Origin of the sequence: Aeromonas sp. R1-2 (genome assembly GCF_040908505.1) — a bacterium.
Taxonomy (GTDB): Bacteria; Pseudomonadota; Gammaproteobacteria; order Enterobacterales; family Aeromonadaceae; genus Aeromonas; species Aeromonas veronii.
On sequence record NZ_JBFODU010000020.1, the window covers coordinates 48,823 to 70,098 of the forward strand.

17 protein-coding genes are annotated in these 21,276 nt (G+C 60.8%); 6 read left to right on the plus strand and 11 right to left on the minus strand.

Annotated elements, in window-relative coordinates; translation table 11 throughout:
- Positions 1–168: 168 nt before the first annotated feature.
- A complete protein-coding gene (gene metH / locus AB5Y76_RS08160; protein ID WP_263718255.1) occupies positions 169–3,864 on the minus strand; it encodes a methionine synthase in 3,696 nt (1,231 codons plus the stop codon).
- A 216-nt stretch (positions 3,865–4,080) separates the two neighbouring features.
- Between metH and AB5Y76_RS08165 the strand changes: the two genes are divergently transcribed.
- Both AB5Y76_RS08165 and AB5Y76_RS08170 read left to right on the plus strand, forming a co-directional pair.
- Positions 4,081–5,358: a sodium:proton antiporter gene (locus tag AB5Y76_RS08165; protein WP_021231596.1), complete on the plus strand. Its 1,278-nt coding sequence runs from the start codon at positions 4,081–4,083 to the stop codon at positions 5,356–5,358.
- A 506-nt stretch (positions 5,359–5,864) separates the two neighbouring features.
- Positions 5,865–6,041: a hypothetical protein gene (locus AB5Y76_RS08170; protein ID WP_005340085.1), complete on the plus strand. Its 177-nt coding sequence runs from the start codon at positions 5,865–5,867 to the stop codon at positions 6,039–6,041.
- Between the two features lie 155 nt (positions 6,042–6,196).
- On the opposite strand, the gene AB5Y76_RS08175 is transcribed toward AB5Y76_RS08170, so the two are convergent.
- Together AB5Y76_RS08175 and AB5Y76_RS08180 are read right to left on the minus strand one after the other, a co-directional pair.
- The gene (locus AB5Y76_RS08175; RefSeq protein ID WP_069529746.1) at positions 6,197–6,694 is read right to left on the minus strand and encodes a GNAT family N-acetyltransferase; all 498 of its coding nucleotides are present in this window, start codon (positions 6,692–6,694) and stop codon (positions 6,197–6,199) included.
- Positions 6,695–6,822: 128 nt separating this feature from the next.
- Complete coding sequence (locus AB5Y76_RS08180) at positions 6,823–7,644, minus strand: HDOD domain-containing protein (protein ID WP_201905942.1); 822 nt, start codon at positions 7,642–7,644, stop codon at positions 6,823–6,825.
- Positions 7,645–7,813: 169 nt separating this feature from the next.
- On the opposite strand from AB5Y76_RS08180, the gene AB5Y76_RS08185 reads away from it, so the two are divergent.
- Positions 7,814–8,080, plus strand: coding sequence for a hypothetical protein (locus tag AB5Y76_RS08185; RefSeq protein WP_005340078.1), 267 nt, complete (start codon positions 7,814–7,816; stop codon positions 8,078–8,080).
- 74 nt (positions 8,081–8,154) lie between these two features.
- Here AB5Y76_RS08185 and aphA read toward each other — a convergent pair whose 3' ends face one another.
- Positions 8,155–8,874, minus strand: a complete 720-nt coding sequence (aphA, locus tag AB5Y76_RS08190) for an acid phosphatase AphA (protein ID WP_005342927.1) — start codon at positions 8,872–8,874, stop codon at positions 8,155–8,157.
- 107 nt (positions 8,875–8,981) lie between these two features.
- The gene (locus AB5Y76_RS08195; protein WP_236358282.1) at positions 8,982–9,656 is read right to left on the minus strand and encodes an adenine nucleotide alpha hydrolase; all 675 of its coding nucleotides are present in this window, start codon (positions 9,654–9,656) and stop codon (positions 8,982–8,984) included.
- A 166-nt stretch (positions 9,657–9,822) separates the two neighbouring features.
- On the opposite strand from AB5Y76_RS08195, the gene AB5Y76_RS08200 reads away from it, so the two are divergent.
- The 3 genes from AB5Y76_RS08200 to AB5Y76_RS08210 all read left to right on the plus strand — a co-directional run bounded on the left by AB5Y76_RS08200 (position 9,823) and on the right by AB5Y76_RS08210 (position 12,366).
- Positions 9,823–11,142 carry an MFS transporter gene (locus AB5Y76_RS08200; RefSeq protein WP_139438608.1) on the plus strand — a complete coding sequence of 440 codons (1,320 nt, stop codon included), beginning with the start codon at positions 9,823–9,825 and terminating at the stop codon, positions 11,140–11,142.
- A gap of 138 nt (positions 11,143–11,280) precedes the next feature.
- The gene (locus tag AB5Y76_RS08205; RefSeq protein WP_263718144.1) at positions 11,281–12,003 is read left to right on the plus strand and encodes a MarC family NAAT transporter; all 723 of its coding nucleotides are present in this window, start codon (positions 11,281–11,283) and stop codon (positions 12,001–12,003) included.
- Between the two features lie 159 nt (positions 12,004–12,162).
- A complete protein-coding gene (locus AB5Y76_RS08210) occupies positions 12,163–12,366 on the plus strand; it encodes a hypothetical protein (RefSeq protein ID WP_005340062.1) in 204 nt (67 codons plus the stop codon).
- 132 nt (positions 12,367–12,498) lie between these two features.
- Here the strand turns inward: AB5Y76_RS08210 and tldD are convergent, their stop codons facing one another.
- From tldD to rng, 6 genes are all read right to left on the minus strand, one after another.
- Entirely contained in the window at positions 12,499–13,947 is a 1,449-nt protein-coding gene (tldD, locus tag AB5Y76_RS08215) for a metalloprotease TldD (protein WP_026035085.1), read from the minus strand.
- A gap of 133 nt (positions 13,948–14,080) precedes the next feature.
- Positions 14,081–14,887 carry a carbon-nitrogen hydrolase family protein gene (locus tag AB5Y76_RS08220; RefSeq protein ID WP_263718148.1) on the minus strand — a complete coding sequence of 269 codons (807 nt, stop codon included), beginning with the start codon at positions 14,885–14,887 and terminating at the stop codon, positions 14,081–14,083.
- Positions 14,888–14,906: 19 nt separating this feature from the next.
- Entirely contained in the window at positions 14,907–15,494 is a 588-nt protein-coding gene (locus AB5Y76_RS08225) for a nucleotidyltransferase domain-containing protein (RefSeq protein WP_263718150.1), read from the minus strand.
- Positions 15,491–15,823 carry a Dabb family protein gene (locus AB5Y76_RS08230; RefSeq protein WP_263718152.1) on the minus strand — a complete coding sequence of 111 codons (333 nt, stop codon included), beginning with the start codon at positions 15,821–15,823 and terminating at the stop codon, positions 15,491–15,493. The genes AB5Y76_RS08225 and AB5Y76_RS08230 overlap by 4 nt, the downstream gene beginning before the upstream one ends.
- A gap of 34 nt (positions 15,824–15,857) precedes the next feature.
- Positions 15,858–19,751, minus strand: a complete 3,894-nt coding sequence (locus AB5Y76_RS08235; protein ID WP_263718154.1) for a YhdP family protein — start codon at positions 19,749–19,751, stop codon at positions 15,858–15,860.
- Positions 19,752–21,221 carry a ribonuclease G gene (gene rng / locus AB5Y76_RS08240; RefSeq protein ID WP_005340056.1) on the minus strand — a complete coding sequence of 490 codons (1,470 nt, stop codon included), beginning with the start codon at positions 21,219–21,221 and terminating at the stop codon, positions 19,752–19,754.
- Between the last annotated feature and the right edge of the window lie 55 nt (positions 21,222–21,276).

A 21,276-nucleotide genomic window follows, 5' to 3' on the forward strand; every position in this document is an offset into this window, starting at 1 on the left:
GCCAAGACAACGCCAATTGTTTATCCTGACAACAAGACAAACCACACCAAACCGCACGCTACCACATCACTGTGACCAACAGGTTAAACGGCGGCTCTGCGCAGGTTGTTCAACCCGTGCAAGGATGCCGCCGTTTCTCGTTAAAGATCAACCGGTGTCACGCGGGAGTCAGTTCAGGTTTGGCCCCAGCCAGCGCTCGGCATCTGCCAGCGTCATCCCCTTGCGAACGGCGTAATCTTCCACCTGATCTTGCTGGATCTGCGCCACCGCGAAGTATTTGCTCTCGGGATGGGAGAAGTACCAGCCCGACACCGCCGCCCCCGGCCACATGGCGTAGGATTCGGTGAGCTGCATGCCGATAGCCTGCTCCACCTCCAGCAGCTCCCAGATGCTCCCCTTCTCGGTGTGCTCCGGGCAGGCCGGATAACCGGGAGCCGGGCGGATGCCCTGATAGTTCTCGCGGATCAGCTCCTCGTTGCTGAGGGCCTCGTCCGGGGCATAACCCCAGTGCACCTTGCGCACCTGTTCGTGAAGGTACTCGGCAAAGGCCTCGGCCAGACGGTCGCACACCGCCTGAATCAGGATGGCGTTGTAGTCATCGTGCTGCGCCTTGTAGGCCTTGGCGATGGCCTCCTCACCGATGCCGCCGGTCACCGCGAAGGCGCCGATCCAGTCGGGCTTGCCACTCTCTTTCGGCGCCACATAGTCCGCCAGACAGTAGTTGGGGAAGCCCTGCTTCTCGCTCTGCTGGCGCAGGTGGTGCAGCACCTTGATGACCTCGGTGCGCGACTCGTCACTGTAAACTTCGATGCTGTCTCCTACCGCGTTGGCCGGGAACAGGCCGATCACCCCGGCGCAGCGCACGCTCTGATCCTTTTCCAGCTGGTCCAGCATGGCGTTGGCGTCGGCAAACAGTTTGGTTGCCTCCTCGCCGATGATCTCGTCCTCGAGGATGCGCGGATACTTGCCCGCCAGCTCCCAGCTGAGGAAGAACGGCGTCCAGTCGATGTAGGGACGCAGTACCGAAATGGCCACATCTTCGAACTTCTGCACCCCGAGCTCGCGGGGCTTGGGTGGCTGGTAGCCAACCCAATCCAGCTGATGCCGGTTGGCGCGGGCGTGGGCCAGACTGACCGGGCGGGAGCGCGGCTGCTTGCGGGCATGCTGATCCCGGGCGATCTCGTACTCCTTGTCGATGCGGGCGACAAACGCCTCCTTCAGATCCGGACTAAGCAGGCTCTGGGCCACCCCCACCGCGCGGGAGGCGTTGGAGACATAGACCACGGGCTCCGAGTAGTTCTGCTCGATCTTCACCGCAGTGTGGGCCTTGGAGGTGGTGGCACCGCCGATCAGCAGCGGCAGCTTGAAGCCCTGACGCTCCATCTCTTTGGCCACATGCACCATCTCGTCCAGCGACGGAGTGATGAGACCCGACAACCCGATGATATCGGCGCCGACCTCCCGCGCCGTCTTGAGAATCGTCTCGCAGGAGACCATGACCCCTAGGTCGACAATCTCGAAGTTGTTGCACTGCAGCACTACCCCGACGATGTTCTTGCCGATGTCGTGCACGTCCCCTTTCACGGTCGCCAGCACGATTTTGCCGTTGCTGGAGCCGCCCGATTTTTCTGCCTCGATATAGGGCTGCAGATAGGCCACTGCCCGCTTCATCACCCGCGCCGATTTCACCACCTGCGGCAGGAACATCTTGCCCGCACCGAACAGGTCGCCGACCACGTTCATGCCATCCATCAGCGGCCCTTCGATGACATGCAGCGGCTTCTCGGCGCCAGCGCGTGCCTCTTCGGTATCCTCTTCGATAAAGTCGGTGATCCCCTTGACCAGCGCGTGCTCCAGCCGCTTGCCCACCGGCCAGCTGCGCCACTCCTGATCCCGCGGATCCTCTGCCTGGGCACCGGCACCGCGATACTTCTCGGCGATGGCCAGCAGCTCCTCGGTGGCATTGTCATTGAGGTTGAGCACCACCGCCTCGACCTTCTCTTTCAGCTCCGCCGGAATGTCTTCATAGATGGCGAGCTGGCCGGCATTGACGATCCCCATGTCCATACCGTTCTTGATGGCGTGGTAGAGGAAGACGGCGTGAATGGCTTCGCGCACCGGCTCGTTGCCGCGAAACGAAAACGAGACGTTGGAGACGCCGCCGGAGATCATGGCGTGGGGCAGGTGCGTTTTGATGTCCTTCACCGCCTCGATAAAGTCCACCGCGTAGTTGTTGTGTTCGTCGATGCCGGTCGCCACCGCGAAGATATTGGGATCGAAGATGATGTCTTCCGGCGGGAAACCGACCTGATCCACCAGGATCCGGTAGGCACGCTGGCAGATCTCGAACTTGCGGGCGCGGGTATCGGCCTGACCCGCTTCATCGAACGCCATCACGATAACGGCGGCGCCGTAGCGGCGCAGCAGTTTCGCCTGCTGAATGAACTTCTCCTCCCCCTCTTTCATGGAGATGGAGTTGACCACCGGCTTGCCCTGCACGCACTTGAGGCCCGCTTCCAACACCTCCCACTTGGAGGAGTCGATCATCACCGGCACCCGGGCGATATCCGGCTCACCGGCGATGAGGTTCAGGAAGCGCACCATGGCCGCTTCGGCGTCCAGCATCCCCTCGTCCATGTTGATGTCGATGATCTGGGCGCCGTTCTCTACCTGCTGCTTGGCAACATCGAGCGCCTCGTCGTACAGCCCCTCCTTGATCAGCCGCTTGAACTTGGCCGAACCGGTGACGTTGGTGCGCTCCCCCACGTTCACGAACATGGATTCGGGGGTGATGATGAGCGGCTCAAGACCCGACAGACGGCAGGCCACCGGCAGCTCGGGCAGCACACGCGGCTTGATGCCCGCCACGGCGTCGGCCATGGCGCGGATATGGGTCGGGGTGGTACCGCAGCAACCGCCGACCAGGTTGAGAAAGCCGCTTTGAGCCCACTCGCGGATATGCTCCGCCATCTCGACGGCATCGAGGTCGTACTCGCCGAACGCATTGGGCAGACCGGCGTTGGGGTGGGCGCTGACATGGGTCTCGCTGATGCGCGACAGCTCCTCCACATATTGGCGCAGCTCATCGGGCCCCAACGCACAGTTGAGGCCGAACGACACCGGCTTTACGTGACGCAGCGAGTGGTAGAAGGCTTCGGTGGTCTGGCCGGAGAGGGTTCGGCCGGAGGCATCGGTAATGGTGCCGGAGATCATCACCGGCAGGCTGTAACCCAGCTCCTCGAACACCCCTTCCACCGCGAAGGCGGCCGCCTTGGCGTTGAGGGTATCGAAGATGGTCTCGATCAGAATGATGTCGGCGCCACCCTCGATCAGGGCATGGGTCGATTCGGTGTAGGCGGCCACCAGCTGGTCATAGGTGACGTTGCGCTTGCCGGGATCGTTCACATCCGGCGAGATGGAGGCGGTGCGGTTGGTGGGGCCCAACACCCCTGCTACAAAACGCGGCTTGGCGGGGTCTTTTGCCGTCCACTCGTCTGCCACGGCGCGAGCCAGACGGGCGGCTTCCCGGTTGATCTCGGCGGAAAACTCTTCCATCTCGTAATCGGCCATGGCGATGCGAGTGGCGTTGAAGGTGTTGGTCTCGAGAATGTCGGCCCCGGCAGCGCAATACTGCTCGTGGATCTCGCGGATCACCGCCGGACGGCTCAGCACCAGCAGATCGTTGTTGCCCTTGATGTCGGTATGCCAGTCGGCAAACCGCTCACCCCGATAATCTGCCTCCCCCAGCTTGTAGCCCTGGATCATGGTGCCCATGGCCCCGTCGATGATCAGGATCCGCTCCCTGAGGCAGGCTTCCAGCTTCTTTGTTACGTCCGACTGCTTGCTCGGCTCTCTGCTCGACATTACGTTCGACACCGCGTGTTCCTCTTACATCCATGCAACTGCGTAAACAGCATCCTAACAGCAAACAAATAAAATGGAAATCTAGCCGTCTATCAGTCCAAATGCGCCACCATATACTCATTTATGGGTAATGAGTAACATAGGGCCCGAGAGTAACCTATGCCCGTCCTGCATAGGGATACGTGCTTGCTGTCTACCAACGAGAAAAAAATAACTATGAGCGTCTACTACACACTCTGTTTTCTGGCAGCGTTGGCGATTTTTATCGCCTTTGCCAACCAGTATGTTGTGAAGATCCAGACCACCATCGCCATTACTGCGGGCTCCATGCTGATCTCCGCACTGCTGGTGCTGTTTGGCAAACTGGGCTGGTTCAACCTGGAACCTCTTGCCGTCAAGACCATGGAGAGCATCGACTTCCAGAACTTCCTGCTGAAGGGGATTCTGGGCTTCCTGCTGTTCGCCGGTGGCCTTGGCATCAACCTCAAGGCGCTGCGTAGCCAGAAGTGGGAGATCACCATTCTGGCCATCATTGCCACCCTGCTCTCCACCTTCCTCATCGGCTACGGCTTCTGGTTTATCGCCAAGCTGCTGGGCTGGGAGTTGCCGCTGGTCTACTGCATGCTGTTCGGCGCGCTGATCTCCCCCACTGACCCGATTGCCGTACTGGCCATCGTCAAGAAGATGAAAGCGCCACCCCAGATCGCCATCCAGATCGAAGGGGAATCCCTGTTCAACGACGGTGTTGGCCTCGTCATCTTCGCCACCGTGTTTGCCGTCGCCTTTGGCGGGGTCGAGCCCACCTTCGGTAGCGTGGCCGGTCTGTTCCTGCACGAAGCCCTCGGTGGCATCCTGTTCGGTGCCGTGCTGGGCCTTATCGCCCACGTGATGATCAGCGCCACCGATGACGGTTCATTGGAGCTGCTGCTGACTCTCTGTATCCCGACCGCCGGCTTCGCCTTTGCCAACATGATCGGCGTCTCCGGCGCACTGGCCATGGTGGTGACCGGCATCATGATCGGCAACTGGACCCGTCACTCCGGCTTCTCCGAGCAGAGCAGCCATCACCTGGATCACTTCTGGGAGTTGATGGACCAGTTCCTCAACGCTCTGCTGTTCCTGCTGATCGGTCTGGCGCTGGTACTGCTGGATCTCGCCTGGCGTGACTGGATCCTGCTGGTCATTGCGGTGCCGCTCTGCCTGGGCGCCCGCTTTATCAGCGTGTCGCTGCCCTATGTGGCTTTCCGCCGCTTCCGCAATTACAACACCTTCTCGGTGCGGATCCTCACCTGGGGTGGCCTGCGCGGTGGTCTGGCCATGGCGATGGCACTGGCACTCCCCTCCGGCGTCATGATGATCCCGGAACATGGCGTCGACCTGCGTCAGGTCATCCTGGTGATGACCTACTCGGTGGTGATGTTCTCCATCGTGGTGCAAGGCATGACCATCACCCCGATGATCACGGCTGCCAAGAAGGCCTGTGGCGACTACTGAGGCGGCCCACTGTACTGATTGCAGAATGAGAGAGGGCTCCCGTCGGGAGCCCTCTTGTTATGGCGGATAGCTGCGGATATTTGCTGCTGATAGCACCTTGATTACACAGAGGAAAAGCGTACTGACTTCAACATCGGCAAATTATTGTTTGCTTTTTATTCATTTCGAGGAGAGAATGCGCGCCGGCTAGTTAATCAGCCCTGTTTATGTTTACCCTGCAATGTTTCACCTCACGATGAATCCTGCCAGTACCCGCATAACCTTCTTCTGATTTACTCGCCTTGAGAACCGTCAGGCTGTCTGCCTGCGTTGCCCGGCTCTCACGGTGCAGACCCGATCTGCCCACCCAATTTGATTTATGCATCAGCATATTCCTTGAAAGTGCAGACGCCCCTTAACCGGGCTGGGTTTTCCTGCGCGCTTGTCGTTCACCCAATCGACCGCGCCCATTGACCTGACATTTGCCAATACAAGGAGCAAACACCTAATTTATATAGAGAAATACCATGATGAAAGCAGTACAAACACACAAGCCCCTGCGTCGCAGCAAGCCCATCAACCTGCCTGTGCAAGAGCACGACAATGATGCGTTTCTGATCCAGTTCAGCACCCGCTTCAGCGGCGGTTTCGCCATCTCCTGTGATGGTATCGCTGGCGAGTTCTCCATCGAAGACCTCAACTGATCCTGCCTGCCCTCCGGCAGCGCCCGATGCAGACAGGCCGCAACTCACGGCGGCCTCTTTGCTTCTCTCTCACGCCTTTAGCCAGACCCGGGCTCTTGCTTGTCACTCAGCCTGACAGCCACCTCGCCATTCGCTTTTCAGCTCTCTGACCTTGATCACTGCTCCAGCAGCAGGCATTCGTCAGCATCTTCGCTCAATTTGACCAATCGACTGCGCACCAACCCCAGCTTGGCCAGCAGGCCGATGGATCGCTCGTTGCCCGGGGTGACGATGGCGACCACCTGCCCGATCCCCAACCGGCTTTTGCCATCGGCAAGGGCGGCCTGCGCCGCTTCAATGGCGTAGCCCTGACCGCGATATTGCGGCAGGAAGGCGTAACCGATATCGACCTGCTCCAGGGTATCGCGCTTGATCAAACCGCAGATACCGAGGCTGGCACCGTCCTCCTTGCGCTCCACCAGATAGAGTCCGTGACCATAGCGGGCATAGCTGACTGCCGGCCCCTGCTGGATATACTCCTGCGCCTGCTCGAGGGTACGAATGCCCCGATCACCTATGTAACGATAAAAATCGCCGTCATTGAGCAACTCAAGGATGAAGGGGGCGTCGGTGGCGATCATTTCGCGCAGGATCAGGCGGGAGGAGGCAATCATGGCAAGGGCTCTCAAACGGAAAGTGAAGGGCAAAGAGTGCCCCGTCACTCCAGGGCTGGCAAGCCTGTGGCGCCATCGGCCATGAAAAAGGGGCCGCGTTGGCCCCTGATGAGATGAGATAAACGGGCTCAGGCAGCCAGCAACCCGGCATAGCCATTACCCTGCTCACGCAGTGCAGTGAACTGGGCAGCGCAATCGGCCCAGCTCAACCCCAGCGCATCTGCCACCTTGTGAGGCCACTCGGGCGGCGCCTCTTCCCCCACATCGGATTGCGCAGCCAGCACGATCGCCAGATGGATCAACCCGGCCTCGGCGGAGAACTCCTTGGCCAGCATGGGGTTGTAGTGATACTCCACCGCATTGCTGATGGTCTCGGGGAACTTCCAGTAGCGTGCCATAGCCGCCCCGACCTGGGCATAGTTGAAGCCGACCACCAGCTCTTCCGCCTTGGCCCGCCCCTTGTGCAGCTCCAGATCGTGAATGTGGTGGACAGTGTTTTCCGGCAGGCCCACATGCATCACCAAGCGGCCGAGATCGTAGAGCAGGGCGCAGGTAAAGACCTCATCCCCCTTCATCCCCTTCTTCACCGCCAGACGACGCGCCAGCTCCGCCACGTTGAAAACGCAGCCCCAGAAATGTTTGAGGTCAATGCCGGGCACCGCAGTGACCGATTCGGTGAGCCCGCAGGCCAGCACCATGTTGCGCACCATCGCCAACCCCAGCCGCACCGCGGCCTCATTGACGGTGCCGATCTGACGACTGCTGCCGAATTTGGCCGAGTTGGCCAGACGCAGCAGCTTGGCGGAGATGACAGGGTCCTTGTTGATCAACTTGCTGATCTTGAGCAGATCCGGCTCCTTTTCATTGAAGGTCTGGATCAAATCGCGCATCACTTCCGGGATCTGGGGCAGTAGCTTGGGCTCGGCCAGCAGGGAATCTATCGTGGGCATAGGCGTGTCCATCCATGTTATCTGTGTTCCAACCTGTTTGCCTTGGCAAACTCCTCCTAATTATGGGTAACAAATGGCCTCCCCATCGGATTGTTTATTCGCTGGTCATTCAAGGTGTTAGTCACATTCAGGCTATACTGGCCGCCACATTCACTGTTGCGGATATCCCATGAACGACACTCAGGAATTTTTTGATGAAGACGCGCTGCTGGAGATGGTGGAGAACCAACTCAACGACGGTCACCCGCCCCATGTGAAGGCGACCCTGATGCGGCTGGTGATGAAGGGCACCCCGCGGGAAGAGGCGCTGCAATATATCGCCTGCGCCCTCGGGGCCGAGCTGATGGCGATGGAGGCCGATCAGGGCCCCTTCAATCTGACCCGTTACGGCGAGTTTCTCGACAGCCTGCCCGAGATGCCGTGGGCAGACGAGTGACCCGAGCTGGATGACGGATGCAAAAAGGGCGGGTGCCAATGGCCCCCGCCCTTGTTGCATGGATCCACTCCGGATCAGAACTGGGAGTTGATGATCACCTCTTCCCCCAGCGCCCCTGCCAACGGCAGTGGCCGATAGCTGGAGTTGGCGGCCCGCAGCAGACGAATGCCGCGAATGCCGACCTCCTGCGCCGCCTTGATATCCCCGTCGGCGTCGCCGTAGAAGAGCTTCATCTGCTTATCCTTGAGCCACTGCACCTTGGTGTTCTGGCCCGGCTGATCACCGGCGAAGATCACCGGATTGAGCTGGTCGGCCGGAATATTCATGGTCTGCTGCAGAGTCTGGCTCACGGTTTCGGTCTTGGTGGCCGAGCGGCCGGTGACGAAATAGATGTGGTCACCGCGCTTGAGATGCATGGCGATGAGCGCCTTGCCCACCTCTTTCGGCATGCTGAACGCATCCCAGCCGTTATTCATCTTCTCCCAGAAGGCGGGGTTCTTCAGATAGCTCTCGTCGTTGGGCGAGAACTCCTGTTTGCCGCGATAAAAACCCGGGCTGGAGAAGAGCAGGGTATCGTCGATATCAAACCCGACCGCCATCGGGGGCAGGCCATCCAGACTCTTGGCAATCTGCTCCACTGATACCCAGTGGATCGGTGCCTGCTGGGCCAGAGTGACGGTGGTGACACCGGCAGGGATCGGCTGAACGGTAGCGGCTTGACCCGCCACGGCAGGCAGAGAGAGGGCCGCAGCCAGCAAGGAGGCAAGCAGCGCCGGACGAGAGATGTGTTTCATAAGGCAGGTTGTCACCTTCAATCAAAAGAGGGGGCCAATAGTGCCCCCATCCCGCCTCTCAAATCTGTGAATGCTCCTGCAAAAAGGGAGCATTTGACGCCCGATAATTAATCCTTGATTGGCAGCAGATCGGTAAAGACAAAGCCGTCGCGCAGCACTGTTTCACCGACCCGAATGCCGAGCGGACGGGAGAACATGGGGCCATCATAGGCCAGGGTGTGAAACTCGCCGTTCTCGCCACATGGGTCAACGCCCTCCGGCAGCGCCGCTAGCAGCGCCTCGTCAAAATCGTGGCCACCCAGACTGGCATCCAGCTTGTTCGGATCGAGGGCACTGATCCGCGCCTTCAAGCCAGCGGCCATCATCTGCGGCGCCAGTTCACGGGTATTGCTGCCCCACAGCGGGAACAGTGGTTCGATGCCTGTGCCTGCCAGCTGCTTTTCACGGTAGGCGCGCACATCCTCAAGGAACAAGTCGCCAAAGGCCATATGGCGGATCCCCTGTGCCACCACATCAGCGATAAAGCCGGTCATGATGCGGGCGTAATCCTCGTTGCTGCAGGGCCAGGGCAGATCGATGGTGATGAGGGGCAGCCCGACGCAGGCGGCCTGCTCGGTCAACAGCTGCTTGCGCACCCCGTGCATCGCCACCCGCTCGAATGCCTGATTGAGGGTGGTAAACAGCCCCACCACTTCGATGGCGGGATCTTGCCGCAACTGATGCAGTGCCCATGCGCAATCCTTGCCGCTGCTCCAGGAGAGCAGTACCCGTTTCTTTTCCATCATTCCTCCGCCAGCGGGGCATTCGGATTGCCCCAAAAAGATGCAAGACAGTGTTGCGAATTGCGCGATTTACACACAAGAGGCAGGCAGCATACTCTCGATCACCTGTATATGCCCCTTATCCGGGGCGACAATAACTAAAAAAACCGATGGGAAACATACGGATATGACCACAAGCACACAACAACATGATCACGCCCGCCCCCTCAATCGACAGGATTACAAAACCCTGAGTCTGGCTGCCCTCGGCGGCGCGCTGGAGTTTTACGACTTCATCATCTTCGTCTTCTTCGCCGTGGTCATCGGCGAGCTGTTCTTCCCGGCCGATATTCCCGAGTGGCTGCGCCAGTTCCAGACCTTCGGCATCTTCGCCGCCGGTTATCTGGCCCGCCCGCTTGGCGGCATCATCATGGCCCACTTTGGCGATCTCATCGGTCGCAAGCGGATGTTCACCCTCAGCATCATAATGATGGCGCTGCCGACCCTGTTGATCGGTCTGCTGCCCACCTATGCGGTGCTCGGCATCGGCGCACCCATCGCTCTGCTGGGACTGCGGATCCTGCAAGGCGCCGCCATCGGCGGTGAAGTGCCCGGCGCCTGGGTATTTGTCGCCGAGCACGTTCCTGCCCGTCGGGTCGGGGTCGCCTGCGGCACGCTCACGGCGGGATTGACGGCCGGCATACTGCTCGGCTCCCTCATCGCCACTGCGGTCAACAAGAGCCTGACACCAGCCGAAGTGAGCGAGTGGGGCTGGCGAGTGCCCTTCCTGCTGGGCGGTATCTTCGGCATCGTCGCCATGTACCTGCGTCGCTGGTTGCACGAGACCCCGGTCTTCGCCGAGATGAAAGCCAACAAGACCTTGGCCGATGAGCTCCCCCTCAAGTCGGTGCTGCGCAACCACAAGAGCAGCGTGGTGGTCTCCATGCTGCTCACCTGGCTGCTCTCCGCCGGTATCGTGGTGGTGATCCTGATGACCCCCACCTATCTGCAGAAGGTCTACGGCATCACCCCGGCGGACGCCCTGACCGCAAACTCGCTGGCGATCGTTGCCCTGACCCTCGGCTGCATCGTCTATGGTCGACTGATCGACCTGCTGGGCAGCGGTCTCACCTTCATGTTCGGCTCCCTGCTGCTGGCGGGCTCCAGCTACGCCTTCTATCACGGTCTGGCGGCCGGTACGAGCCAGCTGGTGCCGCTCTACATGCTGGCAGGCTTTGCGGTCGGGATTGTCGGCGCCGTGCCTTACGTGATGGTCAACGCCTTCCCGCCGGTGGTGCGTTTCTCCGGTCTGTCATTCTCCTACAACGTGGCCTACGCCATCTTCGGCGGCCTCACCCCGATGGCGGTGACCCTCTGGATGAAGAGCGACATGCTGGCCCCCTCCCACTATGTAGTGAGCCTGTCGGTGCTGGGTTTCGCCATCGGTCTCTGGCTCTGGTTCCAGCAACGGGCCATCCGGCAGCAGCAAGCGCCGCAAGCGGCCTGACCCGAACAACAAGCCCCGGTATCTGCCGGGGCTTTTTTGTACTGCTTATGTTCAGTTTCGCCAGCATAAGATAACCTCCCTCTGGGGCCTGCCACCCGCATCGCCCCATGGCTTCCCACTCTTTATCCGAGGCTCAAGATGTTCTTTCAGGTCGTATTACTCACCTTGCTGGCGCTGCTGCCCATGGTCAACCCGCCCACCACGGCCACCCTGCTGCTGGGGCTGAGCAAGGGGATGTCGCGCGAACACGTGCGCCGTCAGGTCAATCTGGCCGCCATCTATCTGTTCTGCACCCTCTGCATCACCTTCTTTATCGGATCCTCGATCCTGGATCTGTTCGGGATCTCCATTCCGGGCTTGCGCCTGGCCGGTGGCCTCATCATCGGCTTTATCGGCTTTCGCATGCTGTTCCCCGCCCCCAGCCAGCAGAGCGGGGTCGATATAAACCAGAGCATTGCCTTCGTACCGCTCACCATGCCCAGCATGTGCGGGCCGGGCACCATGGCGCTGGTAATAAGCGGTGCCGCCCAGATTGCCGAGCTGCCTGACGAGTACAACCGCATCACCATCTACGCCGGTGTGGTAACGGCGTTTGCCCTGATGAGCCTGATCAGCTGGGGAGTATTGAAGCTGGCGGATCCGGTCTGCAAGATCCTGGGCGCCACCGGCATCGATGCCATGACCCGCATCATGGGCTTCCTGCTGGTCTGCATGGGTATGCAGTTTTGCATCAATGGCATCAAGGAAGTGGCACAGGATCCGGCCTTCCACGGCGGCCAGGCTGTGCAAACCGCACCGGCACTCCCAAAGGCTTCCGGCACGTTTGATCAGTTGCCGCAAAAGCCCACCGGCTCTGATTGAAAACGGTATCAAAAAGTCCCTGACGATCTGCACTGATCTTGTTCCTGATCATGTTATTGACACACAAATGAGTTAGTTTGTTTTTCATACAGACTGTATTCAGATGGACGCTGATAGGTTTGTTGATGAATACCCACTCAACTTCAGGAGAGTATGCAGATGGACAAGATGCTGACCGAAATAGGGAGCCATAGCCTGTTTCACGAGTACCTGAACGTGGTTGGGATTGCGAGCCCATCCCTCGCCAAGATCGAGCAACGCTGGGAATATAAAGATCAAGAGCAGCTGGTTGCCAAAATCCAGATCGACAAACAGGGTAACGCTCGCTATTTCATCGACGCCCGCGCCATATCCGTCAACTGATACCGAATAACCCGCCAGCCCCGGTCCAACGACCGGGGCTTTTTGTTGCCAGTGGTTCCCTGAATAGCAAAACCCCGGCAAGAGCCGGGGTTTGAATGCGTCGGGTTACGCCGCTGCGCGGCTAACCCGAACCTACGAAGTGCCACCCACGGTGAGCTGATCCAGTTTGAGGGTGGGCTGGCCGACACCGACCGGCACGCTCTGCCCCTCCTTGCCGCAGATGCCGACCCCGCGATCCAGCGCAAGGTCGCTGCCCACCATGGAGACCTGGCTCATCGCCTCGGGGCCGTTGCCGATCAGGGTCGCGCCCTTGATGGGAGCGGTGATCTTGCCATCCTCGATGAGGTAGGCCTCGGAGGCGGAGAAGACAAACTTGCCGGAGGTGATGTCCACCTGACCGCCACCGAAGTTGGGGGCATAAATGCCCTTCTTCACCGAAGCGATGATCTCCGCCGGATCATACTGGCCCGCCAGCATGTAGGTGTTGGTCATGCGCGGCATCGGCATGGCGGCGTAGGATTCGCGGCGCCCGTTGCCGGTGAGCGGTACCCCCATCAGACGGGCGTTCTGCTTGTCTTGCAGATAGCCCTTGAGGATACCGTTCTCGATCAGCACGTTGTAGCCACCCGGTGTGCCCTCGTCATCGATGGAGACGGAACCACGGCGACCCGGCAGGGTGCCATCATCGACGATGGTACAGTGCTTGGAGGCCACCTGCTCGCCGATGCGGCCAGCAAATGCGGAAGATCCCTTGCGGTTGAAATCCCCCTCCAGACCGTGCCCCACCGCCTCGTGCAGCAACACGCCGGGCCAGCCGGAGCCCAGCACCACTGGCATGGTGCCTGCTGGCGCGTCGATGGCTTCCAGATTGACCAGCGCCTGACGCACCGCTTCACGCACATAGCCAAAGGCGCGGCTCTCCAGCCCGTCCAGTTCGAGGAACCAGTCGTAACCAAAGCGCCCGCCGCCACCGGCACTGCCACGCTCGCGGCGATCGCCCTTCTCGGCGATCACAGTCACCGACAGACGCACCAGCGGACGCACATCCGCGGCCAGGGTGCCGTCGGTGGCGGCCACCAGCACCTCTTCGTAAACGCCGCTGATGGAGGCCATCACCTGATTGATGGCGGGATCCAGACTTCTGGCGAACTTGTCCATCTGCTCCAGCAGGGCGATCTTCTGATGCTTGTCGAGGGTCTGCAGCGGATCCATGGCCGGATAGAGCAGGTTCGCTTCGGTGCGGGCCCACGCCTTCACCTTGCCGTGAGCACCGGCTGCGGCGATGCCGCGAGCGGCAGTCACCGACTGTTGCAGCGCCAGCAGGCTCAGCTCGTCCGAGTAGGCGAAGCCAGTCTTCTCGCCGCTGACGGCGCGCACCCCGACCCCCTGATCGATGTTGTAGCTGCCATCCTTGACGATGCCATCTTCCAGCATCCAGGACTCGTGCCAGCTGCGCTGGAAATAGAGATCGCCGAACTCCACCTGATGGCTCATCAGGCTGCCGAGCAGCTGCTGCAGGCGCCCTTCGTCGAGGTCGTTCGGGGCCAACAGGGAGGCACTAACCTGGCTCAATAGACTCAATCTTCTTCTCCACTCTCGTAACGAGCTGTTTTAAATCGTCTTGCCGACGGGTTGGCAACAAGCCACACCATCACAACAAACGGGCATGCTCCAGCACGGGCAAACGGCTGCGTTTCAATTTTTCACCACACCATCAGAGCAAACGGGCGTGTTGCAGCACTGGCATGGTGCGTTTCAATTCGTCGATAAGCCCGGGCTCCATCTGCGCCAGCACGGTACCGCGCCCGGACTCTTTGCTCGCCAGCACCCGACCCCAGGGGTCGATCACCATGCTGTGGCCCCAGGTCTGGCGCCCCGTTTCGTGAGTGCCGCCCTGATTGGCAGCGACTACGTAGCACTGGTTTTCGATGGCGCGAGCCCGCAGCAGCGGCTCCCAGTGCGCCTCGCCGGTTACGGCGGTAAAGGCGGCAGGCACCAGCAGCACGCGGGCATCGGCACGGGCCAACTGACGGTAGAGCTCGGGAAAGCGCAAATCATAACAGATCGAGAGGCCGAGGGGACCAAAGGGAGAGTCCACCAGCACAGGCGCCTCTCCCGGGCTGAAGGTCTCCGACTCACGGTAGCGACCGTGATTATCCGCCACATCCACGTCGAACAGGTGGATTTTGTGGTATTGGCCCCTAAGCTCACCGCTGGGGTCAAACACCAGCGAGCTGGTGTGGATATGGTCAGAACCTGAGATGGTGGTCGGCATGGCCCCGGCCACCAGCCAGATGCCATAATCGCGGGCCCATTCAGCCAGTTGCTGCTGGATCGGGCCCTTACCTATGGCCTCGGCCCCATCCAGATAACCCTGCCGTTCGCCAAACAGGGCAAAGTTCTCCGGCAGCAGCACCAGCAGCGGCCGCTCTTTGGGCAAGGCCGCCAGTTCAGCGGCGATCTGCTCCCGGTTATCCTGCCAGTGACGGCCAGATACCAGCTGTATTGCGGCTAACCACATGACGTTCTCCTTGTCCGCATTAATCGCGACCCACAATATTCGGGTCTTTATCCATCTCGGCCAGCAGCTTGCGAAGATGATGCCTGACCAATCCCCGCTGGCCCCGCTCCGCCCATTTGAGGCAATCGAACAACTCCCAAACCAGGCCATCCCCTTCGGCCATATAGGCAGGAAAGTCCCAATGGCTTGGGGCAGGGCCAGATACCTCAAGCGCACCAAGGGAGGAAGTTTTATCGAACAGTGGCAAATAAGGTTTGGCAAGGGGGAACTCAGCCCCCCGATCAAGGATGTGGATCTCGATGCTGGACATGTCGAGGAATATGAAGCGCCAGTATGAACAGACCTCTTCATGTCTTCCTTGCCAGCAGTGAAAGATGGGCCGCTCCCCCACAATGGTGCGCACCAGTTCGTCTCCCTGCTTATGGAAGCCAGGCTCGGCCAGCAGCAAGAGATCGACATCGGATACCCTGTCTGCCTTGCCCTTGGCGAGCGACCCAACCACTACCCCAGCATCAATCGCAGGATGGGCTGCGCCATGTTGCATCACCGACTCCAGCAGTGCGCGCTGCAGTGGAGGAATGGCAGCCCAGTGCTCATCCACCATCATGACGGAACCCCGACAGCAACCGCATCCCCGGGTTGCAGGGTGTAATCCAGCACTATGATGCGCTCCAGCACCGGGCGGAAGATGGCCTTGAGGGCATCGTGATCAGGATGGGGCAGATAGCGCTGGCGGGCGGCTTCGTCGGCGAAGGTCATCAGCACGCTGTGGGTAAACCCCTCGGCTCGCCCCTCCGGGCTGTCATCCCGACCCCACTCCACAGCGATCACGCCGCTGACCTGATGGGGAATGGCGAGAAAAGCGTTACGCACCGCATCTATCTGGGCAGGCTGGGTGCCCGGCTTGAAGGCGATCAGCAGGATATGTCGGATCATGGCTCACTCCTTGTGATGGTGCCGGGCCGCTCGTTCAGCGCTGAGCAGGCCCCGCGTGTTTGGGGCTCAACAGGAAAGGGGTCACCTCTTGGGTCGGCAGGCCGGGGGCAACGGCGTCAACCGCCTCTTTCTGCTGCTGGTTGAGCTTGATGCGCGCGCGATCTCGCCCCGCCTCGATCAGCTTGGGTGCGTCTAGCGGGCCCGAGATGCGAAAATCGATGCGGGTCACCACATCCACCACCGGCTCCAGCAGTTTGGAGAGGGCCAGCACATAGAGACCCGTGACCGGCGTGATGGAGAAGGCCGCCACCACCGGCAGGGTGCCCCCCAGATTGGGAGAGAAGCTCAGCTCGTAGTCGAGCCGCCAGCGCACCAGATCGGCGATCCCTTCGCCGCGCAGGTTGCCTGCCGCCCCCTTCATATAGAAATCATCGTTGCTGACCTGCCCCTGCTTGATGGTGGCAGAGGCGGACATGGATTCGAAGTAGAAGCCCTTGTCGAACACATCGCGAAAATCGAGCCGCAGCTTGCGCAGCAGGGAGTCGAGACTGAGCAGGGAGAGCAGTCGCGCCCCCTTGTCGTTGACCTCCCGCAGGGTGCCGCCCTCCAGCTGATAGTTGGCACGCCCCCCCAAGGTCGGCAGGCTTGGGCGATAGGGCACATCCTGCCAGTTCAGATCAAAAGCGAGGGAGCCGGGGGCATCGCCGATGGGCGAGGTGTAGCCGAGCCGCTTGAGCAGCAGTTCGCTGTTGTTGCTGGTCAGCTTGCCACGGGCGCGGGTCTCCATCCGGTTGCCATCGGCCAGCCAGTCGACGCTGCCGGTGAGCTGACTCCCCGCCAGCCGCACATCCAGCCCCTTGAGGGTCACCTTGTTGGCGCCGGGCACCAGCTCCCCTTTCACTTCCCCAAGAGGTAGCTCGCCAAAGCGGCAATCGACGCAGCTCACCTTCAACCAGGGGATGGAGGCCATGATGGCGTTGTCCTGTTTGGCATCGGGATCCGGGCTGAGATCCGAACTCTTGCCAGACCAGTAGATGCGGGCAAACTTGGCATCCACCGGGCGATTGGCTACTGCAGGCAGGCGGATCACCCCCATCACATCGGGGCTGTCGATCATCACTTCGGTAGCCTGATTGGTCGGCCCCACGGTGAAACGCGCCGCCTTGAGGGTAGCACTGCCGATATAGGCGCGAGCCAGCTGTCCATCCACCCACCACTCCTGCGGCAGGAAGGCCGGGCCAACCACCGCATTGCCAGTCTGGTTCTGCGCTGGCAACCACTGCTTGAGTCTGGCCAGCCAGCCGCCCACATCGGCCTCCTGCTGGTTGATGGCAAGCAGCATGGGGGCATCGCGCATTACCCGGGCGCCCGGCTGACCCACATCGACCCGCACCCGGCTGAGATAAGGTACCCCTTCGCCGTAGACCAGTCGGGTCTGCATATCCACATCAGCCCCCAGTACGGCACGAATGTCGGCGCTGCCATCCCGGCCACGAGCGATCACCTTGAGCGGCAGCCGGCTGGCGCTGCTCTTGGCCAGCGGCAGCGGCAGATCCAGCGCCATCCCCTGCAGGTTGGAGTCGAGCGCCAGCTGGAAACTGAACGGCTTGCTCTCGGGCAGGGTCAACCCGAGCTTGCCGCCCCAGTTGCTGCGACCGTTGAGGATACCGTACGAAGAGATGGCGGTGGGCTGGCGGCGGCTATCCCACTGCCCCTTGAAATCGAGGTCGACCTGATAGTGATCCGGATGCTGGCGCCCCTGATAGTCGAGGGTCAGCGGCTGGTTCCACAGGCTCGCCTTGAGGTTGCTGAAACGGGTCTGTTCGTTGTCATATTCGAGGCGCCCCTGCACCTTCTCCAGCGGCAGATCCAGACTGGCGACCCGCACCTTGTTGTTGCTGAAGGTGGCATCGCCGCTCGCCTTCACCTCGCTCTCGCCATCGAGAGGAATGTCGAGCTTGACCGAACCGGCCATCGGGCCGCGGATCTCGATCTCCCGCAGCGCCTGACCTACCGAACTGCCCAGCGGAGAGTCCTGCAGGTAGTCGCTGATGGCCTTGCCCTCCCCCTGCACCTTGGCATCCACATAGAGGTGGGCGCCGGGGGAGAGATCCGGGATCCAGGCATGCACCGAGTCGGAGCTCGCCTTGCCGAGTTTGGTGGATCGGCTGCGCATATCGAGACCGGCATTCTGGAACAACAGGTCGATCTGCAGGTCGGTGAGCGGTTGCCAACCGGGGAAGAATTCGTAGGTGGCCTGCTCCAGCGGCACCGCCACCTGGAAGATGCCCTTGCCGTTGTCGTAGGGGAAATCCCGAAACTCCCCATACCAGAGCAGGTCGGCCCCCTTGGCCTTGCCCCCCTTGATGGCGCCGCTCAGGTAATCCACCAGCCCCTTGTCCATCGCCTGCAGCGGGAAGTAGCGATCCGCATGGCCCGCGTTCTTCACATTGATGCGACCGGTCAGGGCGAGGAAGGGGTGTTCGAACAGATCGAGGCGGAAACGGCTGGTCAGGGTCAGATCCGGGTTATCCAGCGCGATATCCTGCCCGTAGAGCACCCAGCCCTGTTCCTCGCGCCACCAGTCGAGGCGGGCCGAGAAGTGGTCGACCGGGATTGGCATCTTGAAGTGACGGGCGGGATCCACCTTGTCATTCGCCAGCGCCAATCTGGCGCTACCGCCGGTCGGGGTAAGCCAGAACTCGCCGTTGAGATCCTGCATCCCGGGTATATCCTGCCACGCCTTGAGGCGCACCTTGCTGAAGCGGCCACTGAGGGAGAGATCCTGCCAGTCGGCATTGGCCAGCAGCGTCAGATCCTGCACCGACCCCTGCGGATTGGTCTGGCGCAGGGTCTCGCAGAGTGTGGGGTAGAGCGCCGAGACCAGCTGACTGATCTGAGTGATCTTGTCGAACTCTATGCTGGGCAGATAGCCCTGCACCCGATCCCCAATCCGCTCCAGCTGCAACCGGCTCTGCAACCAGGGTTTGCCGTCCAGCTTGAAGGTGACGTTGTGGCTCGCCAGTTGCCAGTCGGTGCCATCCCGACGCAGCTGGATCTTGCCGCCATCGAGGCCGAAACGGTGCATCTCCCCTTTCTTGGGATCCTTCCAGATCAGGTAGTTGTTGCCAAACGCCAGCAGGGTATTGCCCAGCTTGCCGCTGTCAAACTCGCTCCAGAGCTGGAAGTCGAGCTGACCGGCAACCTTGGGTTCGCCCGCATGGATCTTGGCCAAGGTCGGGGTGATATCGAGCTGGCGGGCCCCCAGATAGAGTTGCCCTTTGAGGCGATCGAGCCGGGCAGTCGGGGCGTCCACATCCAGAATCAGATCGATGGTGCTCTCGCCCACCCCGTTGATGAGATAAGCCTTGCCGACCCCCTGATGGCGCTTGCCACGGTTCTGCCAGCGCAGTTGGGCGATGTCGAGGGCGCGCAGATCACCGAGGGAGGTGGTGACGCTGAGGCGGGTATTGTGCACATCGAAGGTAGATAGCTGGGTCAGCAGAAAGCGCAGCAGGGCGCCCTGCTGGGGATCGCCGGAGGGGCTCTCGTCAGCCGGTTGGCGCAAGTCGATGGTGATATCGCCATCGCTCAGGATCAGCTCGCCAAACACCGGCTTGAGCTCGTTAATGGTGCGCCAGAAGTCGAGATGCACCCAGGCTTTGCCAAGCTGTACGGTAAAACGCCCCGAATCCGGGGCGATGGCGAGTTGCTGTAGTTCGAGCGCGGGCCCGGATTGTGTCCAGTCCAGCCCCACTTGCTCCACGCTGACCTTGAGTTGTGAATCGCCCAGCAGAGTGTGGATCAGACTCTCCCGGTATTGATTCAGCAAAGGGCCCCCAACCCGTACCAAGGTGACCAGCATGGCCATCAGTACGAACAGGACCCCCAGGGCCAACCAGCCCCGACTCAGCCAGCGATAGACCAATTACATCATCACCACGTCGAACTGCTCCTGACCACAGAGGGGTTCGCTCACTACCCGCACCTGCTTGCCGATGAACACTTCCAGCTCAGCCAGACTGTGGGACTCCTCGCCATGGAGGTAGTCGGCTACGGCCGGGGCCGCATAGACGGTGAACTGATCCGCATCGTAGGCACGATTAACCCGGATGATCTCCCGCAGGATCTCGAAGCAGACCGATTCCACCGTCTTGACCCGGCCGCGCCCCTTGCACTCGGGGCACTCGGAGCAGAGCACATGCTCCAGACTCTCGCGGGTGCGCTTGCGGGTCATCTCCACCAGACCAAGCTGGGAGAAGCCATTGACGTTGGTCTTGGCGCGATCCTTTGAGAGCGCCTGCTCCAGGCTGTGCAGCACCCGACGGCGATGATCTTCCGACTGCATGTCGATGAAGTCGATGATGATGATGCCGCCGAGATTGCGCAGGCGCAGGTGACGGGCGATGGCCGCCGTCGCCTCGACGTTGGTGTTGAAGATGGTCTCTTCCAGATTGCGATGGCCAACGAAGGCACCGGTGTTGATATCCACCGTGGTCATGGCTTCGGTCTGGTCGATGATGAGGTAGCCGCCGGATTTCAGCTCCACCTTGCGCTCCAGCGCCCGCTGGATCTCGTTCTCCACATCGTAGAGATCGAAGATGGGCGACTCGCCGGGGTAGTACTCCAGCTTGCTGGCCAGCTCCGGCACGTACTCTTCGGTGAAGCGCTTGAGCTGATCGAAGCTCTGGCGCGAGTCGACGCGGATCTTGTCGAGCTCGGCACCGACGAAGTCACGCACTACCCGAAATGCCAAACTGGGATCCTCGTAGAGGATCTTGCAGGGGGGATACTTCTGCTTGCGCTCGAGGATCTTGCGCCACAGGCGTTTCAGGAAGGCAGCATCCTGCTCCAGCTCCTGCTCCCCCACCCCTTCGGCGGCGGTGCGGATGATGTAGCCACCCAGCTCGTCCACATAACCGGCCACGGTGCGCTTGAGACGCTCCCGCTCGGCTTCGGACTCGATACGCTGGGAGACACCGACGTGGGCACTGCCCGGCATAAAGACCAGATAGCGGGATGGCAGGGTGATATCGGTAGTGAGACGGGCACCCTTGGTACCCAGCGGATCTTTCACCACCTGCACCATGATGTCCTGCCCCTGACGCACCAGCTCGGCGATATTGCCGACCTGGAACTGCTCCTTTTCCTTCACCGCCACACACTCGGTATGGGGCACAATATCGGAGGCGTGCAAAAAGGCCGCCTTGTCCATGCCGATATCGACGAAGGCTGCCTGCATGCCGGGCAGCACCCGACTGATCTTGCCTTTGTAGATATTGCCCACGATGCCGCGTTTGGCCTGACGTTCTACATGCACTTCCTGCAGCAGACCGTTTTCGACCAGAGCGACCCGGGTTTCGGAGGGGGTAACGTTAACCAGCAGTTCTACCGACATAAGTAACCTTGCCTGTTCCAGTTTTGAATTCTATAGAGCCAATCCGGTACAACGC